At 65.6% G+C, this 18,102-nt stretch carries 18 protein-coding genes and 3 tRNA genes; 6 read left to right on the top strand and 15 right to left on the bottom strand.

The features are described 5' to 3' along the window. Positions 1-24: 24 nt before the first annotated feature. Positions 25-189 carry a hypothetical protein gene (locus EGH23_RS11050; protein ID WP_220580059.1) on the bottom strand — a complete coding sequence of 55 codons (165 nt, stop codon included), beginning with the start codon at positions 187-189 and terminating at the stop codon, positions 25-27. 202 nt (positions 190-391) lie between these two features. On the opposite strand from EGH23_RS11050, the gene EGH23_RS11045 reads away from it, so the two are divergent. Beyond that, positions 392-850: a DUF5790 family protein gene (locus EGH23_RS11045; RefSeq protein WP_220580058.1), complete on the top strand. Its 459-nt coding sequence runs from the start codon at positions 392-394 to the stop codon at positions 848-850. 7 nt (positions 851-857) lie between these two features. On the opposite strand, the gene EGH23_RS11040 is transcribed toward EGH23_RS11045, so the two are convergent. Both EGH23_RS11040 and EGH23_RS11035 read right to left on the bottom strand, forming a co-directional pair. Next, the gene (locus EGH23_RS11040; protein WP_220580057.1) at positions 858-1,571 is read right to left on the bottom strand and encodes a creatininase family protein; all 714 of its coding nucleotides are present in this window, start codon (positions 1,569-1,571) and stop codon (positions 858-860) included. A gap of 72 nt (positions 1,572-1,643) precedes the next feature. Continuing rightward, the gene (locus EGH23_RS11035; protein WP_220580056.1) at positions 1,644-2,165 is read right to left on the bottom strand and encodes a DUF6789 family protein; all 522 of its coding nucleotides are present in this window, start codon (positions 2,163-2,165) and stop codon (positions 1,644-1,646) included. A 120-nt stretch (positions 2,166-2,285) separates the two neighbouring features. On the opposite strand from EGH23_RS11035, the gene coxB reads away from it, so the two are divergent. The 3 genes from coxB to EGH23_RS11020 are packed head-to-tail and all read left to right on the top strand — an operon-like array spanning position 2,286 to position 6,069. Next, on the top strand, positions 2,286-3,167 hold the full coding sequence (coxB, locus tag EGH23_RS11030) for a cytochrome c oxidase subunit II (protein WP_220580055.1): 882 nt from the start codon (positions 2,286-2,288) through the stop codon (positions 3,165-3,167). Beyond that, positions 3,164-5,791 (top strand): cbb3-type cytochrome c oxidase subunit I, encoded by a 2,628-nt coding sequence (locus EGH23_RS11025; RefSeq protein WP_220580054.1) that lies wholly within the window; start codon positions 3,164-3,166, stop codon positions 5,789-5,791. The genes coxB and EGH23_RS11025 overlap by 4 nt, the downstream gene beginning before the upstream one ends. 11 nt (positions 5,792-5,802) lie before the next feature. Continuing rightward, positions 5,803-6,069, top strand: a complete 267-nt coding sequence (locus tag EGH23_RS11020; protein ID WP_220580053.1) for a cytochrome C oxidase subunit IV family protein — start codon at positions 5,803-5,805, stop codon at positions 6,067-6,069. 55 nt (positions 6,070-6,124) lie between these two features. On the opposite strand, the gene EGH23_RS11015 is transcribed toward EGH23_RS11020, so the two are convergent. From EGH23_RS11015 to EGH23_RS10995, 5 genes are all read right to left on the bottom strand, one after another. After that, a complete protein-coding gene (locus tag EGH23_RS11015; RefSeq protein WP_220580052.1) occupies positions 6,125-6,565 on the bottom strand; it encodes a hypothetical protein in 441 nt (146 codons plus the stop codon). Between the two features lie 77 nt (positions 6,566-6,642). Next, positions 6,643-7,554, bottom strand: coding sequence for an NAD(P)H-binding protein (locus EGH23_RS11010; RefSeq protein ID WP_220580051.1), 912 nt, complete (start codon positions 7,552-7,554; stop codon positions 6,643-6,645). A 58-nt stretch (positions 7,555-7,612) separates the two neighbouring features. Beyond that, complete coding sequence (locus EGH23_RS27015) at positions 7,613-8,197, bottom strand: DUF302 domain-containing protein (RefSeq protein WP_220580050.1); 585 nt, start codon at positions 8,195-8,197, stop codon at positions 7,613-7,615. 125 nt (positions 8,198-8,322) lie between these two features. Next, positions 8,323-10,245 carry an ABC transporter ATP-binding protein gene (locus EGH23_RS11000; RefSeq protein ID WP_220580049.1) on the bottom strand — a complete coding sequence of 641 codons (1,923 nt, stop codon included), beginning with the start codon at positions 10,243-10,245 and terminating at the stop codon, positions 8,323-8,325. Positions 10,246-10,284: 39 nt separating this feature from the next. Beyond that, positions 10,285-10,863, bottom strand: a complete 579-nt coding sequence (locus tag EGH23_RS10995) for a DUF192 domain-containing protein (RefSeq protein ID WP_220580048.1) — start codon at positions 10,861-10,863, stop codon at positions 10,285-10,287. 85 nt (positions 10,864-10,948) lie between these two features. Here EGH23_RS10995 and EGH23_RS10990 point away from each other — a divergent pair. Together EGH23_RS10990 and EGH23_RS10980 are read left to right on the top strand one after the other, a co-directional pair. Further along, positions 10,949-11,022: transfer RNA gene (locus tag EGH23_RS10990), tRNA-Val, on the top strand. A 572-nt stretch (positions 11,023-11,594) separates the two neighbouring features. After that, positions 11,595-11,668, top strand: a tRNA-Phe gene (locus EGH23_RS10980). Positions 11,669-11,915: 247 nt separating this feature from the next. Here the strand turns inward: EGH23_RS10980 and EGH23_RS10975 are convergent. From EGH23_RS10975 to EGH23_RS10945, 7 genes are all read right to left on the bottom strand, one after another. Next, positions 11,916-11,987: transfer RNA gene (locus EGH23_RS10975), tRNA-Ala, on the bottom strand. Positions 11,988-12,179: 192 nt separating this feature from the next. Continuing rightward, positions 12,180-12,491, bottom strand: a complete 312-nt coding sequence (rpsJ, locus tag EGH23_RS10970; protein WP_135305362.1) for a 30S ribosomal protein S10 — start codon at positions 12,489-12,491, stop codon at positions 12,180-12,182. 3 nt (positions 12,492-12,494) lie between these two features. Then, positions 12,495-13,760, bottom strand: a complete 1,266-nt coding sequence (tuf, locus tag EGH23_RS10965; RefSeq protein WP_220580046.1) for a translation elongation factor EF-1 subunit alpha — start codon at positions 13,758-13,760, stop codon at positions 12,495-12,497. 153 nt (positions 13,761-13,913) lie between these two features. After that, positions 13,914-14,867: a homoserine dehydrogenase gene (locus EGH23_RS10960; protein ID WP_220580045.1), complete on the bottom strand. Its 954-nt coding sequence runs from the start codon at positions 14,865-14,867 to the stop codon at positions 13,914-13,916. Next, entirely contained in the window at positions 14,864-15,397 is a 534-nt protein-coding gene (locus EGH23_RS10955) for an amino acid-binding protein (protein WP_162317260.1), read from the bottom strand. The genes EGH23_RS10960 and EGH23_RS10955 overlap by 4 nt, the downstream gene beginning before the upstream one ends. A gap of 89 nt (positions 15,398-15,486) precedes the next feature. After that, positions 15,487-15,708: a hypothetical protein gene (locus EGH23_RS10950; protein WP_220580044.1), complete on the bottom strand. Its 222-nt coding sequence runs from the start codon at positions 15,706-15,708 to the stop codon at positions 15,487-15,489. Positions 15,709-15,794: 86 nt separating this feature from the next. Beyond that, entirely contained in the window at positions 15,795-17,981 is a 2,187-nt protein-coding gene (locus EGH23_RS10945) for an elongation factor EF-2 (RefSeq protein WP_220580043.1), read from the bottom strand. Positions 17,982-18,102: the final 121 nt, after the last annotated feature.

The raw sequence follows: 18,102 nt of genomic DNA, 5'->3' as shown, positions 1-18,102 counted from the left end.
AGAACGGCGGCTGTCGAGGCGGGGTTACGCGGCGGGTTCGACCGAATCCTCGCCGCAGCGGGGACAGTATTCGTAGTTCTCGTCGAGCGGTTCCTCGCAGGCGACACAGACGTACTCCGCTCGCTCGCCGTCGGTGAACGCCTGTTTCGTCTTCTCGACTTTCCGCCCGACATCGCTGAAGAGTCCCATCCGCGAAGCTAGCGGTGCGACGTGGATAAACGTTGGTTCCCGCTTCGCTTCTCCGCGTCGGCTCTGCGCTCGACGGCGCTTACTACGGAGCTCCCGGCACACCTTCGGTTTCGGTTTCCGATTTTATTGACCACTGCAGTCCGGCGATTACACTTTCACTTTCAGGCGGGCTTTTAACCCGTCACCGCGCCAACGAATCAGTATGAGTCAGACGAGTCTGGACGACGACGAACTGTTCGCCGACGCCGCCGACGAGATGCGCTCGGACGTGGAGGCCTCGCTGGAGGAAGCGCGCGGGGCGCTCCCCGAGGGCGACGACGTGTGGGAGCTCGACGCCGACAACACGCTCGGCGCGCTCAACGCGCTGAAGGACGCACTCGACGTGGGCGACGCCGAGGACCACCTGCGGGACGCCAAGAAGTGGTACACGATGGGCGAACGCGCCGACGCCTTCGAGGACGCCGACGACCTCGCCGAGGCCATCGAGGAGATCGAAGAGCTCATCGAGGACGTCGAGGACGCGCGCGAACAGGTCGGCGACCTCACGTCGACCGTCCCGCAGCTGCGGAGCACGCTCGAAGACTTCGGCGAGGAAGAGGCGGAAGCGGAATCCGAATCCGACGCGGACGCGGACGGCGACGCGGAAGAGGCCGAGGCCTAACCCGCAGTCACCGCTCGCGGGTCGCCACCCGGTCGAGCAGTTCGACGAGCGCAGCGCTCGCTTCGTCCAGCAGTCGCGCGCCCCGGTCGGCCCCGCCCTCGCGCGGGTCGCCGACGGTCCCGTTCTCGCTGAACTCCGCGGCATCGTAGGCCAGATTCACGCCGCTGACCCACTCGCCCCAGCCGTCGGCAGCGCCGTCTGCGGCCTCGTCGAGCCGGTCCTCGCGGACGAGTTCGGGGTGGCTGTGTCGGAGCAGACTCGTCTCTAGCGGTCCCCCGTGGCCCATGTCGTCGGCGTCGACGGCGTCGAACCAGGTGAAGGGGACCGCGTACGCGTCGTCGTGGCGGCTGATACGCGCACAGACCTCTCGCAACGGCCCGACGTTGCCGCCGTGGCCGTTGACGACGACGACCCGGTCCCAGCCGTGATGGGCGAGACTTGCGACCGTCTCGCGGACGTAGTCCCGGAAAGTGTCCTCGCTGACCCACAGCGTTCCGGCGAAGTGGCGGTGCTCCTCGGCGATACCGACGTTGACCGGCGGGGCGACGATCACCTCGCCGTCGTACTCGCCCGCACCCGTTTCGGCGACCGTCCGGGCGGTCAACGCGTCGGTCCCCAGCGGCGCGTGCGGGCCGTGCTGTTCGGTGCTCCCGACCGGGAGGAGCGCGAGATCGGTCTCGGCGCGCTCGGCGTCGGTCCACGTCGCCGACTGCAGGTTCATGCGTGTGCGGTGTGCGCGCGGGGACACAAGCGTAGCGGTCCGCGAAGCCCCGACGCCGCACCTCGCGACGACTCAGACGATCGAGTCCGGTCGCGTGGCGAAGTAGTTGAAGACGGCTCCGAGCCCCATCCCGTAGACGACGTGGGCGACGAGGGTCAACACGGCGTACAGGACCAGCGAGAGGCCGGTCTGGCCGGTGTAGAAGGCCAGGACGAACCCGGTCCACATCGCCGCGCCGAAGAAGGCCCCGGAGACCGGGTCGGTTCGCCCGGGCAGGTACTCCTTGAGCGCCGCGAAGAGGAGCGGCCAGGGGAACATCCCGCCGCCGAGGAAGATGAAGAAGCCGAACAGCACCTCGGGGACGACCCCGGACAGTCCCACCAGTTCGGTGAGGATGGCGAAGTCGGAGAGGTCGAACGCGCCGAGCGACTGCGCGATGAGGAAGACCACCGTCATCATCGCGGTGCCGACCAACCCGCCGGCCGCGCCGACGACGCCGTCGGCGAGGATACCCCGCAGACTGTCGAACTCCTCGCTGTCGGCCACGGACTCGCCGTTCACGGGGTCTTCGACCCCGGATGACGTATCTTCCATGTCGTGATGTAACATACCAATGAACAAAAAGGTTCGCGCACATCTTCGGATCGGGGGACAGATATGTAATATATCTGTCCACAATACCTAATAGACGCTACAAAAAATCATGAAGGAAGGATGAGACACACGGTACCACGCAACGTGGCTGGGTCCCCGCTTCACGGGGGGAGCGTCAGGGCACCGGCCGACGTCTTCAACAGCATCTTCGAGGTGTTCCTGTTGTTGGGGACGGCGGTGGGGATCCTCGTCGTGTCCTACACGCTGTATCACGCCGTCAAGTACCGCGAGACGGCGGGCGAGGACCCCTACGAGGGGAAAGTCGAGCGACCGCAGATGGGCGAACTGCCGACCGGCGGGTCCGGCGGGCGGAAGGTGTTCTACTCGTTCGGCATCAGCGCGATCATCGTCGTCTCGCTCATCGCGTGGACGTACACGACGCTACTCTACATCGAGAACGGTCCCGAGGGACCGCAGATAGACGCACTGGAGATAGAGGTCGAGGGCTTCCGGTTCGGCTGGGAGTTCACCTACCCGAACGGGCACCGGACGAACACGCTTCGCGTGCCACAGGACCGGGTGGTCAGATTGGACGTGACGTCGTCGGACGTGTTCCACAACTTCGGGATCCCCGAGTTGCGGGTGAAGACCGACGCCGTCCCGGGCCAGACCACGCAGGCGTGGTTCACGGCTAACCGGACGGGCAACTACACGGCCAAGTGCTACGAACTGTGCGGGAGCGGCCACTCGATGATGGTCGCTCCGGTGCAGGTGGTCTCCGACGAGGAGTTCGACACGTGGTACGCGAACACGTCGAACCAGACCGCGAACGGGGCGGAGAGCGAAAGCGGAACGCAGACGGAGAACGGAACGCAGACCGAGAGCGGGACGGCGCAGAGCGGTACTGGACCGGATGGGACCGCGACGGCCACCGACGGAACCGCCACCCAGACGGCGGCTCGCGTCGGACCTCCGGCGACTCTCGGGGGTGTCCCGGCATGAGCGAGAGCCACGAGCACGGCCTGCCGCCCAAATCCTCGATCAGCCGCTGGTTCCTCACGACGAACCACAAGGACATCGGCGTCCTCTATCTAGTCACCGCGCTGTTCTTCTTCGTCTTCGGCGGCACGTTGGCACTCTTGTTCCGACTCGAACTCATCACGCCCGCCGCCGACCTGCTCGGGCCGATGGGGTACAACCAGGCCGTCTCGACGCACGGCCTGTTGATGGTGTTCTGGTTCATCTCGCCGTTCGCGTTCGGCTTCGCCAACTACCTCGTCCCCCTGCAGATCGGGGCCGACGACCTGGCGTTCCCGCGCCTGAACGCGCTGTCGTACTGGCTCTACCTCTTCTCCGGCGTCCTGATGGGCGTCTCCTTCTTCCAGGGGATGACCTTCGCCGGCGGGTGGACGATGTACGCGCCGCTGAACACGCCCGCCTACATCCCCGGCGAGGGACTCGGGGCCACGTCGGTCGTGCTGGCGCTCATCATGTTCACCGCCGCCGTCACGCTCGGGTCGGTGAACTTCCTGACGACGATGTACCGGATGCGCGCCGAGAACCTGCGGATGCGGGATATCCCCATCTTCTCGCTGTCGATAAATCTCACCGTCTGGATGATGCTCTTCGCCTTCGCAGCGCTGCTAGCGGCGCTGATGATCCTCGCCTCCGACCACATCATCGGGACGAACTACTTCCAGTACTCCATCGACGGGACGACGATGGCCACCGACGCCGACAACCCGGGAGCGTCGCTGCTGTGGGCGCACCTGTTCTGGTTCTTCGGCCATCCGGAGGTGTACATCGTCTTCTTCCCGGCGCTGGGCGTGATGGCCGAGTGTTTCCAGACCTTCACGGGACGGCGACTGGTCGGCCGCAAGTGGTTCATCATCTCGATGGTGCTGGTGGCGCTCCAGAGCTTCGCCGTCTGGATGCACCACATGTTCCTCACCGGCATCAACCTCCCCATCAAGACGGTGTTCATGGCGACCACCATCGGCATCTCGCTGCCGTTCGACCTGATGGTGTTCTCGCTCATCTACACGATGGCGAAAGGCCGGGTCAGGTTCAAGACGCCGTTCCTCTTCTCGCTGGGCGCGCTGATACTGTTCATCATCGGCGGCATCACGGGCGTCTTCCTCGGCGCGATCGTCTTGGACTACCAGTTCCGGGGCACCTACTGGGTGGTCGCGCACTTCCACTACGTGATGGTCGCGGGCGCGACGGCCCTCTTCGGCGGGCTGTACTACTGGTACCCGAAGATCACCGGGAAGATGTACGACGAGACGCTCGGGAAACTCCACTTCGCCGTCTACTTCGTCGGGTTCAACCTGCTCTACTTCCCGATGTTCATCGCGTGGGAGACGCCCCGACGGGTGTTCCAGTACTCCCAGGACCTCCAGATCTGGCACTCGATGGCCACCGCCGGCGGGTTCCTGTTGGGTGCGAGCTTCCTCATCATGTTCTACAACCTCTTCGCCTCGCTGTGGCGCGGCGAGGACGCCGGCGACAGCCCGTGGGCCTACGCGACCTCCGCGGAGTGGGCCGTCTCCTCGCCGCCGCCGCTGGAGAACTTCCCCGGCGTGCCGAGCTACGCCGGCGGCTCGCTCTCCTTCCTCGACGACGAGGAGGTGGCCGAACGAACTCGGAAATCCGGGAGTGGCGTGGCCGCCGACGTCGGGACTGCGACGGACGGCGGAACCGCGGCAGACGGGGGTGAGCCGTCCACTGGACGGCGAGCCTCGTCGGGCTATCAGCCCGGCGGCGGTACCGCGTCGGTGACGCCCGTGACCGCCACCGGGACGCCGTCGGCGACAACTCACGCGACGGGCGGCGAGGAACACGCGAGCCACGCCAGTCTCTGGCCGTTCCTGATAAGTCTGGGAGGGTTCCTTGCCCTCCTCGGGCTCTCGGGCGTGCGGACCGGCAGCGTCGTCTACGTCACGCTGGCCGCGGTCGGCGGCCTCGCGACGTTCGGGGCGCTGTTCGGAATGGCCCGCGAACCGTTCCACGCCCCGGAGATGCCCATCGCCGAGCGCTGGCCCTTCGCCGATGTCGAGAAGACGAAACTCGGGATGTGGACGTTCCTCGCGAGCGACATCGTCCTCTTCGGGGCGTTCATCGGCTCGTACGCCTTCGTCCGGGTCGCCTACGGCTGGACCGCGTGGCACCACGACCTCATCCCCGCCGAACACGTCACGATGCCGGGGCTCGTCAACACCTACCTCCTGCTCACGTCGAGCTTCCTCGTCGTGCTGGCGATGGTCGCCGCCGAGCGGGAGAGCAAGCGGGGGACGACCGCGGCGCTGGCGGGTACGTTCGCGCTCGGCGTCGGCTTCCTGATAAACAAGGGGCTGGAGTGGCAGCACCTGTTCCACATCCACACGGAGCTGTTCCCCAACGGCTGGAACCTCTCGACGAACATCGCGTCCTCGACGTTCTATCTCACCACGGGCTTACACGGCGCACACGTCGTCATCGGTCTCCTCATCTGTGGGTACATGACCGTTCGCGCGTGGAACGGGGCCTATCAGGGCGACGACAGGGCCATCGAGTACTTCGGGCTGTACTGGCACTTCGTGGACATCGTCTGGCTGTTCCTGTTCCCGCTGTTCTACATACTCTGAGGTGACCGAAAATGGACTGGAAAGGATACACCGTCATATACGTCGTGTTGTTCGCGTTCGCGACCGCACAGGCCGTCGTGGAGTTCGCCGGCCTCGTCGAGAGCGCCTACTGGCTGGCCTTCGGGGTCATCATGGTGCTGTCGGTGATCAAGGCCGTCGGCGTCGCCGCCTACTACCAGCACCTGCGCTGGGAACCGCGGTCGGTGACGTACCTCGTCTTAGGGGGGACTGTCGCGGCGATGGCGCTGACCTTCGCCGCCGCGTACTCGATCCTCTGAGCCGAATGTCGCTCTCGCTTCTCCAGACCGAACAGAGAGCCCGACGGCACGGCGCTCAGCCGACCAACTGTAGCGTCACGGCGACCAGAAAGAGCACACCGGCCACCGTCGCGGACTCGGCGACGGCCAGCGACCGGGGGTGGCCCCGCCGCGTCGCCGAGAGGTAGACGCCGAAGAGGAGATAGCCGACCAGCAGGAGGCCGCCGCCGAGCGCGACGGCTATCCCCGCGGCCGCTCGCATTTCGGTCGGGCCGCCGATGTACAGCGCGACGCCGCCGACGGCACCGACCACCAGCAGCGCGAACGCCGCCGTCAGCGCGAGCGGGTCGCCCGACAACCGAGCGAACTGCGCGTCCAGATCGTCGCCGGGGGGCAACGCGACGCGATCGGCGCTCGGCGAGTAGTGGTACCACCCGCGGCTCCGCCCGATCCACCCCAGAACCGCGAGCACGAACACCCCCATCAGGGCCGTGCTCACGAGGTACGCCGTCGTCATGGTACGCCAATACATGACACTCGGACATAATTGTTTGTGCCGGGCCGCCGAACGAGGGCAGCGGGGACCCGTCCGACTCAGGCCTCGACGACCCGCTTCCACGCCGCCTTCTCCTCGTCGAGCGCTCGCTGGACGCCCTCCTCGAACGGCGTCAGGTCCACGTCGATCAACTCCTCGATGCGGTGGTCGTCGACGACCACGCGGTTGCGCAGGCCGTCGACGAGCGGTTTGGCGACGCTGGCGGGCACGTCCGTGACGAGTCCGAGCCACCGCGCAGAGAGGCTCGGCGAGAGGACGGGGACGGGGACGATGAGCGGTTCCCGGCCGCGCACGTGCCGGGCCGTCGTCAGCAGTATCTGCTGGTAGGTGAGGACGTCGGGACCGCCGATCTCGTAGGTGCCGCCGGCCGTCTCCGGCGCGTCGAGGACGCCGACGAGGTACGAGACCACGTCGTCGATGTAGATGGGTTGGCAGTCGGTTCGGACCCACTCCGGCGTCACCATCACCGGGAGCCTGCCCGCCAACTGTCGGATGATTCGGAAGCTCGCGGAGCCGTCGCCGATGACGATGGCCGCCCGCAGCGCCGTCAGCTGCGCGTCGCCGCTGCCGAGGATGTGTTCGACCTCCCGGCGGGACTTGAGGTGGTCCGACAGCGTCTCGTCGTCGTCGCCGCCCAGTCCGCCGAGGTAGACCAGCCGCTCGATGCCGGCCTCGTCGGCGGCCTTGAGGAAGTTTCTCGCCGCGTTCCGGTCCCGCTCTCGGAAGTCCTCGCCCGCCTCCATCGAGTGGATGAGGTAGTACGCGGCGTCGACCGACGGCAGCGTCAGGTCCGAGTCGAGGACGTCGCCCTCGACGACTTCGACGCCGTCGGGCGCGTCGTAGCTATCCGGGTCGCGGGTCAGCGCGACCACCTCGTGTCCCCGCTCTAACAGGGCCGGGACGAGGTTACTGCCGACGAAACCGGTCGCGCCGGTCACGAGAACTCGCATACTTCGACTTGCGGCGCGAAGCGTTTAACTGTCAGCCTGGCATTTACCGTTCGCTCGTTCAGTCGCTGCTACCGTCTGTATCGTTCCCGTTCTCGCCGGTCGCGAGCGTTCGTAGCGCGTCCGCGATGGTTTCGATCACCTCTTCTTTCCCCTCAATGCCGTGGCGGGCCGCGAGGTACTCCGGGTCGTTGTACGTCACGTTGACCGTCCCCTCCTCACACCAGACGAGTAGCTTCTGTGGCAGGTCGATAGCGGTCGACCGACTCGACTGCATCAACTGCGTCCCGACCGCCGGGTTCCCAAAGAGGAGGAGCGTCGTCGGCGGGAGGTCCATGTCGACCGATTCGGCGTTCGCCGCGTGGTCGACGGTCGTCATGAGGGTCAGTGGACTCTGTTCGATACGGTTCTCTATGGCCTCGACAGTCGCGTCGAACGCCTGGTCGCTCTCGACGGTCACGAAACCCGGGCCGTCGAAGAGACACTCGTCGTTCGTCTCCCCGCCGTCGCCGTTCCGGTCTCCCGACTCGTCTTTGGGCGTGGTGTCCTCGGCGTCTCCGGCCGCGACTCCGGTGGCACCGATGCCCGCCAGTAGCCCGGCGGCCTTCACGAACTGTCGTCGGCCCGTGGAACTGTCTCTTGTCACACGGTAACACGGGACTGGAATCGTATCAATCACACGGCCGTCGCCGCGGGGCGTGCGTCGCCGACTCCCGCCAATCGTCCGCAACTGCGAACGATCGACTGCTCGAAGAGGACCTTCTCACTGCGTCAATCGTCCGCATCGGTCTGTGCCCGGCGCCGAATCGCCTGCTGGACGAAGTCCTCGGGCAGTTCGTCTATCTCGCCGGCCTGCACCGCCCAGAGGTTCGCGTAGAGACCGTCCGCCGCGAGGAGTTCCTCGTGGGTGCCGCGCTCGACGATGCGGCCGTCGTCGAGAACGAGGATAGTATCGGCGTCCTTGATCGTCGAGAGGCGGTGGGCGATGGCGAAGGTGGTCCTATCGGCGCTCAACTCGTCGAGCGAGCGCTGGATGAGCATCTCCGTCTCGGTGTCGACGTCGCTGGTCGCCTCGTCGAGCACCAGCAACTCCGGCTCTTTGAGCATCGCGCGGGCGATGGCGATGCGCTGGCGCTGGCCGCCCGAGAGCTTGACGCCCCGCTCGCCCACCATCGTGTCGTAGCCGTCGGGGAGGTTCCGGATGAACTGGTGGGCCTCGGCGGCCTTCGCGGCCTCGCGCACCTCGTCGTCGCTCGCGTCGAACGTTCCGTAGGTGATGTTCTCGCGGACGGTCCCGTAGAAGAGGAACGTCTCTTGGCTGACGTAGCCGATGGCCCGACGGATGGACGGAATCTGGACCTCGCGGAGGTCCTGTCCGTCGATACGAACCGCGCCCTCGTCCACGTCGTACATCCGCAGGAGCAGTTTCATCACCGTCGACTTACCCGCGCCCGTCGGGCCGACCAGCGCGACGGTGTCGCCGCCCTCGACCTCGAAGGAGACGTCTTCGAGAATTAGGTCGTCGTCGCCGTCGTACCGGAAGCTCACGTCGTCGTACTCGACGGCTCCTTCGGTGACTGACAGCGGCGGCGCGTCGTCGGCCTCTTCGAGGCGACCGGGCGTGTCCATCAGGCCGAACACCCGCTCGGCGGAGGCGTAGGCCCGCTGGTACATGTTGATTATCTGCCCGAACTGGGCCATCGGCCAGACGAACCGCTGCGTGTAGATGATGAACGCGACGAACTCGCCGGGAGAGAGCGACAGCGAGAGCGGGCCGGGCGCTTGTCCGATGACCATCAGACCGCCGATGGCGAACGTGAGGACGAAGCCGAGCCCCGAGACGAGACGGAGGCCCGGGAAGAAGGTGATGCGCGTCTCGATGGCGTCCCAGTTCGCGTCGAGGTAGTCCTGCGAGCTGTCCTCGACGCGCTCGGACTCGTACTCCTCGGTGTTGGCGGTCTTGATGATCTGGATACCGCTCAGGTTGTTCTCTAATCGGGAGTTGAGTTTCCCGACCGACGCGCGCACGTCGGCGTACTTCGGTTGGATCGTTTCGATGAACCGCTTGGTGAACACCGCGATGATGGGCACCGGCAGCAGGGCGACCAGCGCCAGCTGCCAGTTCATGTAGAAGAGGTACGCCGCGATGCCGAGCACCATGATGACCAGCCGCGAGGTCGAGTTCAGCCCGTCGTTCAGGAACTTCTCCAGCCGGTTGACGTCGTTCGAGAGGACCGACATCATCTCGCCGGTCTGCTTGTCGGCGAAGAAGTCCATGTTCAGCCGCTGCATAGTCTCGTAGGTGTCGGTCCGGACCGTGTGCTGGACGTGCTGGGCGAACTTGTTCCACCCCCAGTTCCGACTCCAGTGGAAGATCGCCCCGCCGGCGAAGGAGGCGGCGATGAGCCCCGCCGTCAGCCACAACTGCCCGACGGTCGTGCCGGGGATCCACGCGTCGGGGACCAGCGGGAGGCCGTAGCTCGTCCGCCCCTGGATGACCGAGTCGATGGCCAGCGCCAGCAACACCGGCGGCAGGAGGTCCAGCATTCGGGCGAAAATCGAACTGACGAGGCCGACGATAAACGCCCCGCGCTGACCGCGACCGTAGGCCGTGAACAGCCGCCACATCGGCCGGTCGACGCGTTCCCGGGCGTCCTCGAAGACGTCGTCGTCCGAGGCCGCATCGAAATCCATCAGCCGGTCTAGCGGCCCGAGCCGCAAAAGCGCGTCGGGCTACGCGACGCTCTCGGGCAGTTCGACCCGGTCACCGACGCTGACGCCGGTCCGGTTGGCCCACCCGCGGTTCACTTCGAGGACGTACTTCCCGCGGCCCCTGTACTCCTTGAGGTTGTCCGTCCCCTCCGGCGGCAGCGGCGCGTGGTGGATGGTCGTGATGGTCCCGTTCGCATCGATGAAGATGATGTCCAGTGGGAAGTCCATCTCTCGCATCACGTAACCGTACGTCCCCTCCTCCTCGTGGACGAACAGCATCCCCTCGTTCGGTCCCAGCGACGTCGTGTTGCTGAGTCCCGTATAGCGTTGGGCGGTAGTGTTCGAGATGCGGACTTCGACGGTCGCTAACTGCTCACCTCCGTCGCTGTGGGCCGCGACAGTCGTCGCTCGCTCTATCGGTGTCGCGGTCGGCGTCGGGGCCGCAGTGGCGTCGGGCGTCTCGTCGTAGACCGTCACGTTCCCCTCCTCGTGGTCTCCGACGCCGACGAGGTCGACCCACATGCCGGTCTGGAGGACGACGACGGCGAACGCGAGCACGCCGACCAGCCCGAAGACGACGGCCAGCGGACGACGATTCATACCGTCACTGAGGGCCAGAGAGCGGGTAAGCGTTCCGACCCCAGAAAGAAAGGGTTATTCCCGGCGGTGGAAAACGTGAGAGTACGGGTCCGTGGTCTAGTTGGTTATGACGTGGCCTTTACAAGGCCGAGGTCGGTGGTTCGAATCCGCCCGGACCCATATATTCTACCGCGAACGAACCGTGAGCGGCGAATCTATAATCCGGGCGGATTCGAACCACGGTCACTCCGCTACGCTTCGTTCCCTGATTCGAACCGCCCGGAGAGCGAAGCTCTCCTGAGCCCTGCGCTCACTCTGTTCGCACAGGACGCCCGGACCCACTTCTGACGGCGACTGCGACGAGCGAAGCGAGGAGCCAGCATCGTGTGGGCGACTAGGATTCGAACTCCCGTTTTCGTTCCGATCGTCCGGTATTAGCCACTGGCGGATGTGCGCACGTCGAATCAAGCAGCCTCGTTCCGCTGCTCTTACCGAACTGACACCTGTCGAAAGTCATTTATCGGGGTCTGTGCTACCGCAGACCATGATCGATGGTTCGACGTGTCCCAAATGCGGGGGGCGCGTCTCGACGGTGAACGGGACGGAGTACGTCTGTGACGACTGCGGAGCGGAGTTCGACAGTGCGGACCTCTTTTTGCCGTAGCGGCGTGGGTGACCGACACACGATTCGCTGGATGGCGAGCGGACTTTCGAAATCCTTTTTTCTACCCTCGTCCTCGCTTGGAGTGCGCGCCGCCTTAGCTCAGACTGGGAGAGCACTCGACTGAAGATCGAGCTGTCCCCGGTTCAAATCCGGGAGGCGGCATCCGGATTCTACGCGATTTCCATTCGAGTAGTTTTAGCACTCGACTGAAGATCAAGCCGTCCCCGTTCCCGCGAGCGGAGCGAGCATTTCCGGGCGTAGCTTATAATCCAGGGACCGACAGCGATTCGTACCGCTCGCGGATTTACTCGCGGCGCAAGAATCATTGACTCGCCGGAATTGAGCAGACGCGAAGCGTGCGCGATGTTCGGCGAGTCCACGACTAAGCGAACGTAGAGAGCGAAGGAAATGGACTCGCCGGGATTTGAACCCGGGGCCTCTTCCTTGCGAAGGAAGCGATCTGCCACTGATCTACGAGCCCGCATCTCCCTCTCGAACGCGGGGTGGTAAAAACCCTGCGCGTGAGGGCGACCTTCGATAGCGATTCACACGGTGTGTGGTGTGTGTCCCGGCGTGCGATTCGGGAAGCGGTCGAGTGCCGACGAAAGTAGGCCGGATGGCCTATTTCCGGACGACCGCTGATTTTCCGGCCTTCGTGAAGCTGGCGCTTCGCTCAGTCCTCGAGGACGATCTCGATAGAGACGTCGTTGGGCACCTGGATGCGCATCAGCTGGCGCAGCGCCCGTTCGTCGGCGTCGATGTCGATGAGCCGCTTGTGGACTCGCATCTCCCAGTGTTCCCACGTCGCGGTCCCCTCACCGTCGGGGGACTTGCGGGTGGGAACCTCCAGCGTCTTCGTGGGGAGCGGGACGGGGCCGGAGAGTTCGACGCCCGTCTTCTCGGCGATCTCCCGCACGTCGGCGCAGATGTCGTCTAAGTCCTCGGGGCTCGTGCCCGCGAGCCGAACGCGTGCCTGCTGGGACATGTGTTATCGCTCGTTGACGCTGAGGACCTTCCCAGCGGCGATGGTCTGGCCCATGTCTCGGATCGCGAACGAGCCGAGCTCCGGGATCTCGGAGGACGGCTCGATGCTGAGGGGCTTCTGGGGTCGGACCGTGACGACCGCGGCGTCCCCGTTCTGGATGAAGTCGGGGTTCTCCTCGGCGACTTCGCCGGAGGCCGGGTCGATCTTCTGGTCGAGCGATTCGACGGTACAGGCGACCTGTGCCGTGTGGGCGTGGAAGACCGGCGTGTACCCCTCGGTGATGACCGACGGGTGCTGCATGACGACGATCTGAGCCTGGAACGTCTCGGCGACCGACGGCGGGTCGTCGGCGGGGCCACAGACGTCACCGCGGCGGATGTCGTCCTTGCCGACGCCGCGGACGTTGAACCCGACGTTGTCACCGGGTTCCGCCTTCGGGACTTCCTCGTGGTGCATCTCGACGGTCTTGACCTCACCGGAGACGTCCGAGGGCTGGAAGCTCACGTTGTCGCCGGTGTTGAGGATACCCGTCTCGACGCGGCCGACCGGGACGGTACCGATACCGGAGATGGTGTAGACGTCCTGGATCGGCAGGCGGAGCGGCGCGTCCGTCGGCGGCTCGGGTGCCGGCAGGTCGTTGAGCGCCTCGAGGAGGATCTCGCCGTCGTACCAGTCCGTGTGCTCGGACTCCTCGGCGATGTTGTCGCCCTCGAAGGCCGAGACGGGGATGAACTTCGCGTTCTCCGTGTCGAAGCGGACCTGATTCAGGAGGTCCTTGACTTCCTCGACGACCTGCTTGTACTCGGACTCGCCGTAGTCGACGAGGTCCATCTTGTTGACGGCGACGATGAGTTCGCCGATGCCCAGGGTGCGGGCCAGGAAGACGTGTTCCTGGGTCTGCGGCTGGACGCCGTCGTCGGCGGCGACGACGAGCACGGCGTTGTCGGCCTGGCTCGCGCCGGTGATCATGTTCTTGACGAAGTCGCGGTGGCCAGGACAGTCGACGATGGTGAACTCGTACTCGTCGGTGCTGAACTCCTGGTGGGCGATGTCGATGGTGACACCGCGTTCGCGCTCTTCGGCGAGGTTGTCCATGACGTAGGCGAACTCGAAGCCGCCCTTGCCCTTCTCCTCGGCCTCTTCCTTGTGCTGTTCGATGACGTGCTCCGGTACCGATCCTGTCTCGTAGAGGAGTCGGCCGACGAGCGTGCTCTTCCCGTGGTCAACGTGGCCGATGATGGCCAGGTTCTGGTGTTGTTCGTCGCTCATTGTTGTTTCTCACGCGCAGGGGCGCTATATCGGAGTCTTTAGCCAGTGGTTCATAAAACGATTTCGAAAGCGCTCGCCGGGGAGAGTGGCGCTGTCTGGCGATTTGGGACGCGGTGTCACGCGACGGGGACGGCCCCTCCCGGCGGAAACCGCCTACAGTTCCGGGAGACGGCCGACGTCCGCGAGGACGGCGCTCGCCGTCTCGGGACCGCCGGCGCCCCGTCCGGAGATGTTGAGTCGCCCGGCGTGTTCGGTCTCCAGTTGGACGATGTTTCGCGTACCCGTCGGCGCGAGCGGCGCGTTCTCGGGGACGAGTCGCGGGCCGACCCTTACTTCGCCGTCGGCGACCTCGGCGATGAGTCGGACGGTGCGACCGTCTTCGGCGGCCAGCTCGAGCGCGCTCCCTGAGATGTCCTGGATGCCCTCGACGTCGGCGTCTTCGAGCGCGTACTCTCGGTCGTCCCCCGAGAGGACGTTGGCGACGATGACGCCCTTGAGCGCCGCGTCGGTGCCGTCCACGTCGAAGGTCGGATCGGCTTCGGCGACGCCGAGGTCCTGGGCCTCCGCGAGGACGTGTTCGTAACCGAGTCCCTCGGCGGCCATCCGCGAGAGGATGAAGTTCGCGGTGCCGTTGAGGACGCCGCGGACGGCGTTGATGTGTTCGGGGTCGAAGTCGTCGATGGTCGAGAGGACCGGCATCGCGCCGCCGACGGTGGCCTCGAAGAGGACGGTGCCCTCGCTCTCGCGTTCGAGCGCGCGCACGTCGGCGTACCGCTCGGCGACTGGGCCCTTGTTGGCTAACACGACGTGGCGGTCGCGTTCGAGCGCCGCCTCGACGTGGCCGAAGCCGGGCTGAGCGTCGCCGAGCGTCGTCGGCGTCGCCTCGACGAGGACGTCGTAGTCGCCGGTCAGCGCCGCGTCGGCGGCGTCGTCGCCGACGATGCCGTCGGTCTGTTTGCGGTCGAAGACGGCCGGGACGTCGAGACCGTCGGCGTCGAGCGCGGCGCTCTGTGAGTCCGCGTAGGCGGTGACGGTATGCCCGTAGTCGGCGGCCAGTTCGGCCACCGAGGAGCCGACCGCACCGGCACCGAGGACGGCCAGTCTCATAGGTCGCCTCCGGTCGCCAGCGGCTCGATGACCCGCAGTTCCTTCTCGTCGGCGACCCCGCGGACGGTCTCGAGGATGCTGTCGGCTGCGCCCTGTTCGGTCGCCAGTCGGATGCGGGCGCTGGAGGCGTCGTCGGTGCCCTCGGGGGCCGAAAGCGAGAGGTCGGTCACCGTGGCGTTCGTCGCCGCCTGGATGCGCGAGAGCGTATCCGAGAGGTCGGTATCGATGAGATGCCCGGAGAGGATGACCGTCATCGTCTCGCTGTAGCGCTCGGCACCGGCCTGAATGACGTTGATGCCTGCGTCCCGAAGCGCGTCGACGATCCCGTCGAAGCGCTCGGGCGTCGCCTCTAAGTCGACCTCAACGGGGATGTGTCCGCGGGGCGTGACGTTACCCCGCTCGTGGAAGATAGAGAGGAGGTTCCCGCCGCTGTCGGCGATGGGACCGAGCGCTCGCAACAGCTCGCCCGGTTCGTCGACCAGTTCCAGCCGAACTGTGTAGGACCGCACCTCGTCGGTCGAGTCGCTCATCGCCCGCTCACCTCCTGTGAAGTAGTGCCGCTCATTGTGGGAGACTCAGCAGGGGCACGTATAAGAAACCGTCCGTTTGGCGGGCGGCGTCAGGGTAAGTATCGGTCGTAGAGGTCGTCGATGAACGCGTTGAACTGCTCGCCTCGCGGAGTGCCCCACGGGTTCCGCGAGAAGTAGTACATCGCCGCGAAGAGCGTCGCCAACCAGAGCGCGACCGCCGGCGGGACCACGAGCCCCCAGAGGACGACCGACGTCCCCGCGATGAGCGCCGCGACGAGGAGGTCCACGAGTTGGTGAAATCGATTCGCCATACGGCCGGTTGGACGGGATAGAGCCTAAGCCTGTGGGACGAACGGAGCTACGCGGTGTCGAGAGAAAACGCGAGAGAGAAAGCGACTTAGAAGTAGTCGATCGCGGCGGGCAGTTCCGTCTTCATGCCCTTGCGCTCTCGGATCTCGGTGATCTTCTCCGGCTGGAGGTTGTCGGCCATGACCTGGAAGCCGGCGTTCTCGGTGTTCCAGGAGGCGCGACCCTCGGTGGCCGAGCGGATGTCGGAGGAGAACCCGATCATCTCGTCGACGGGCGCGACGCCCTCGACGACCATCAGGTCGCCCTCTTGGTACATGTCGTCGACGCGGCCACGGCGGCCCTGAATCTCGCCCGAGGCCGCGCCCATGTGGTCGTTGGGCACGTCGATGCGGACCTGCTGAATCGGCTCCAGCAGTTTGATGTCGGCGTCGACGAGGGCGTTGTGGGTGGCCTCACGGACGGCGGGGATGACCTGTGCCGGACCGCGGTGGATGGCGTCCTCGTGCAGTCGGGCGTCGTGCAGTCGGAGGAGCGAGCCCTGTACCGGTTCTGCGGCCAGCGGACCGTCGTCGAGCGCCTCTTCGAGGCCCTCGATGACGAGTTCCATCGTCTCGTTCAGGTGTTGGATACCCTTCGTCTCGTCGAGCAGGATGTTCGTCCCGTGGATGTGCTCGATGTTCTGGGAGTCGTCCTTGTCCATGCCGGCCTCCTGCAGCGCCTCGCGGCGCTCCAGTTCTGGCATGTCCATCGAGGCTTCGCCGAGCTTGATGGTCTCGACGATGTCTTCGCTGAGCGGTTCGACGGTGATGTAGAACCGGTTGTGATTGTTCGGCGACCGTCCCTCGACCTCCCGGGACTCGCTCTGGGGAGCCTCGCGGTAGACGACGATAGGCTCACCGGTGTTGATCGGGATGCCCTGATTGCGCTCGATCCGCTGCCCGATGACTTCGAGGTGGAGTTCGCCCTGACCGGAGATGAGGTGCTCGCCGGTGTCTTCGTTGATTTCGATCTGGATGGTCGGGTCCTCCTTCGCGACCTGCTGGAGCGTCTGGATGAGCTTCGGCAGGTCGTCCATGTTCTGGGCCTCGACGGACTTCGTGATGACCGGCTCCGAGATGTGCTCGATGGACTCGAAGGGAGTCATCTCGACGCTGGAGACGGTCGAGCCGGCGATGGCGTCTTTGAGACCGGTGACGGCGGCGATGTTGCCGGCGGGGACGCGCTCGACCTCCTCGCGCTCGCCGCCCATGTAGATGCCGACGCTCTGGATGCGATTTTTGCCCGCGGTGCCGGAGACGTACAGCTCCTGGCCCTTCTCCAGCGTTCCGGAGAAGACGCGCCCGGCGGCGATCTCGCCGGCGTGGGGGTCGACGCCGATGTCGGTGACCATCAGGACGACTTCGCCGTCCTCGTTGACCAGACGCATGTCCTCTGCGAGTTCCGATTCGGCGTCGCCGCGCCAGATGCGCGGGATACGACGGGGCTGGGCGTCGACCGGGTTCGGGAAGTGCTCACAGACCATGTCCAGCACGACGTCCGAGAGCGGCGTGCGCTCGTGGAGCTCCTGGCGCTTGTCGGCGCGCTCCAGTTCCATGATCTCGCCGAAGTCCATCCCGGTGCGCTGCATCGAGGGCATCGAGACGCCCCACTTGTAGAGCGCGGAGCCGAAGCCGACGGTGCCCTCCTCGACGGAGACCGTCCAGTCATCGATGTCGTCCATCTCCTCGGTCATCCCGCGGATGAGATCGTTGACGTCCTGGATGACCGCGAGTAGGCGCTGTTGCATCTCCTCGGGACCCTCCTGCAGCTCGGAGATGAGGCGGTCGACCTTGTTGATGAACAGCGTCGGCTTGACGCCCTCGCGCAGGGCCTGCCGGAGGACCGTCTCGGTCTGAGGCATGGCGCCCTCGACGGCGTCGACGACCACGAGCGCGCCGTCGACGGCCCGCATCGCGCGGGTCACGTCGCCACCGAAGTCGACGTGGCCGGGGGTGTCGATGAGGTTGATGAGGTGGTTCTGGTCCTCGTACTCGTGAGTCATCGAGACGTTCGCGGCGTCGATGGTGATCCCACGCTCCTGTTCGTCTTCCTCCGTGTCCATGGCCAGCTGTTGGCCGGCCGTGTCGTCGGAGATCATGCCCGCGCCGGCGAGCAGGTTGTCCGTCAGCGTCGTCTTCCCGTGGTCGACGTGAGCGGCGATGGCGATGTTCCGGATGTGCTCCGGGTCGTCCATCAGTGTCTCACATTCTTGAACAATTTTCTTACGTCGGCCCATTATACAGAAGCGTATCAACAGGAGGGTCAAAAGGATAGTGTTTCCGCGTGAGGGTGTCAGAGACACTCGAACGCGGAAGCTCGGCGGGGAGCGACCCTGTCGAGCGGACTTCCGGTGTTTC

Source organism: Haloarcula nitratireducens, assembly GCF_019599505.1.
This window is presented reverse-complemented; position numbering and strand designations above follow the sequence as displayed.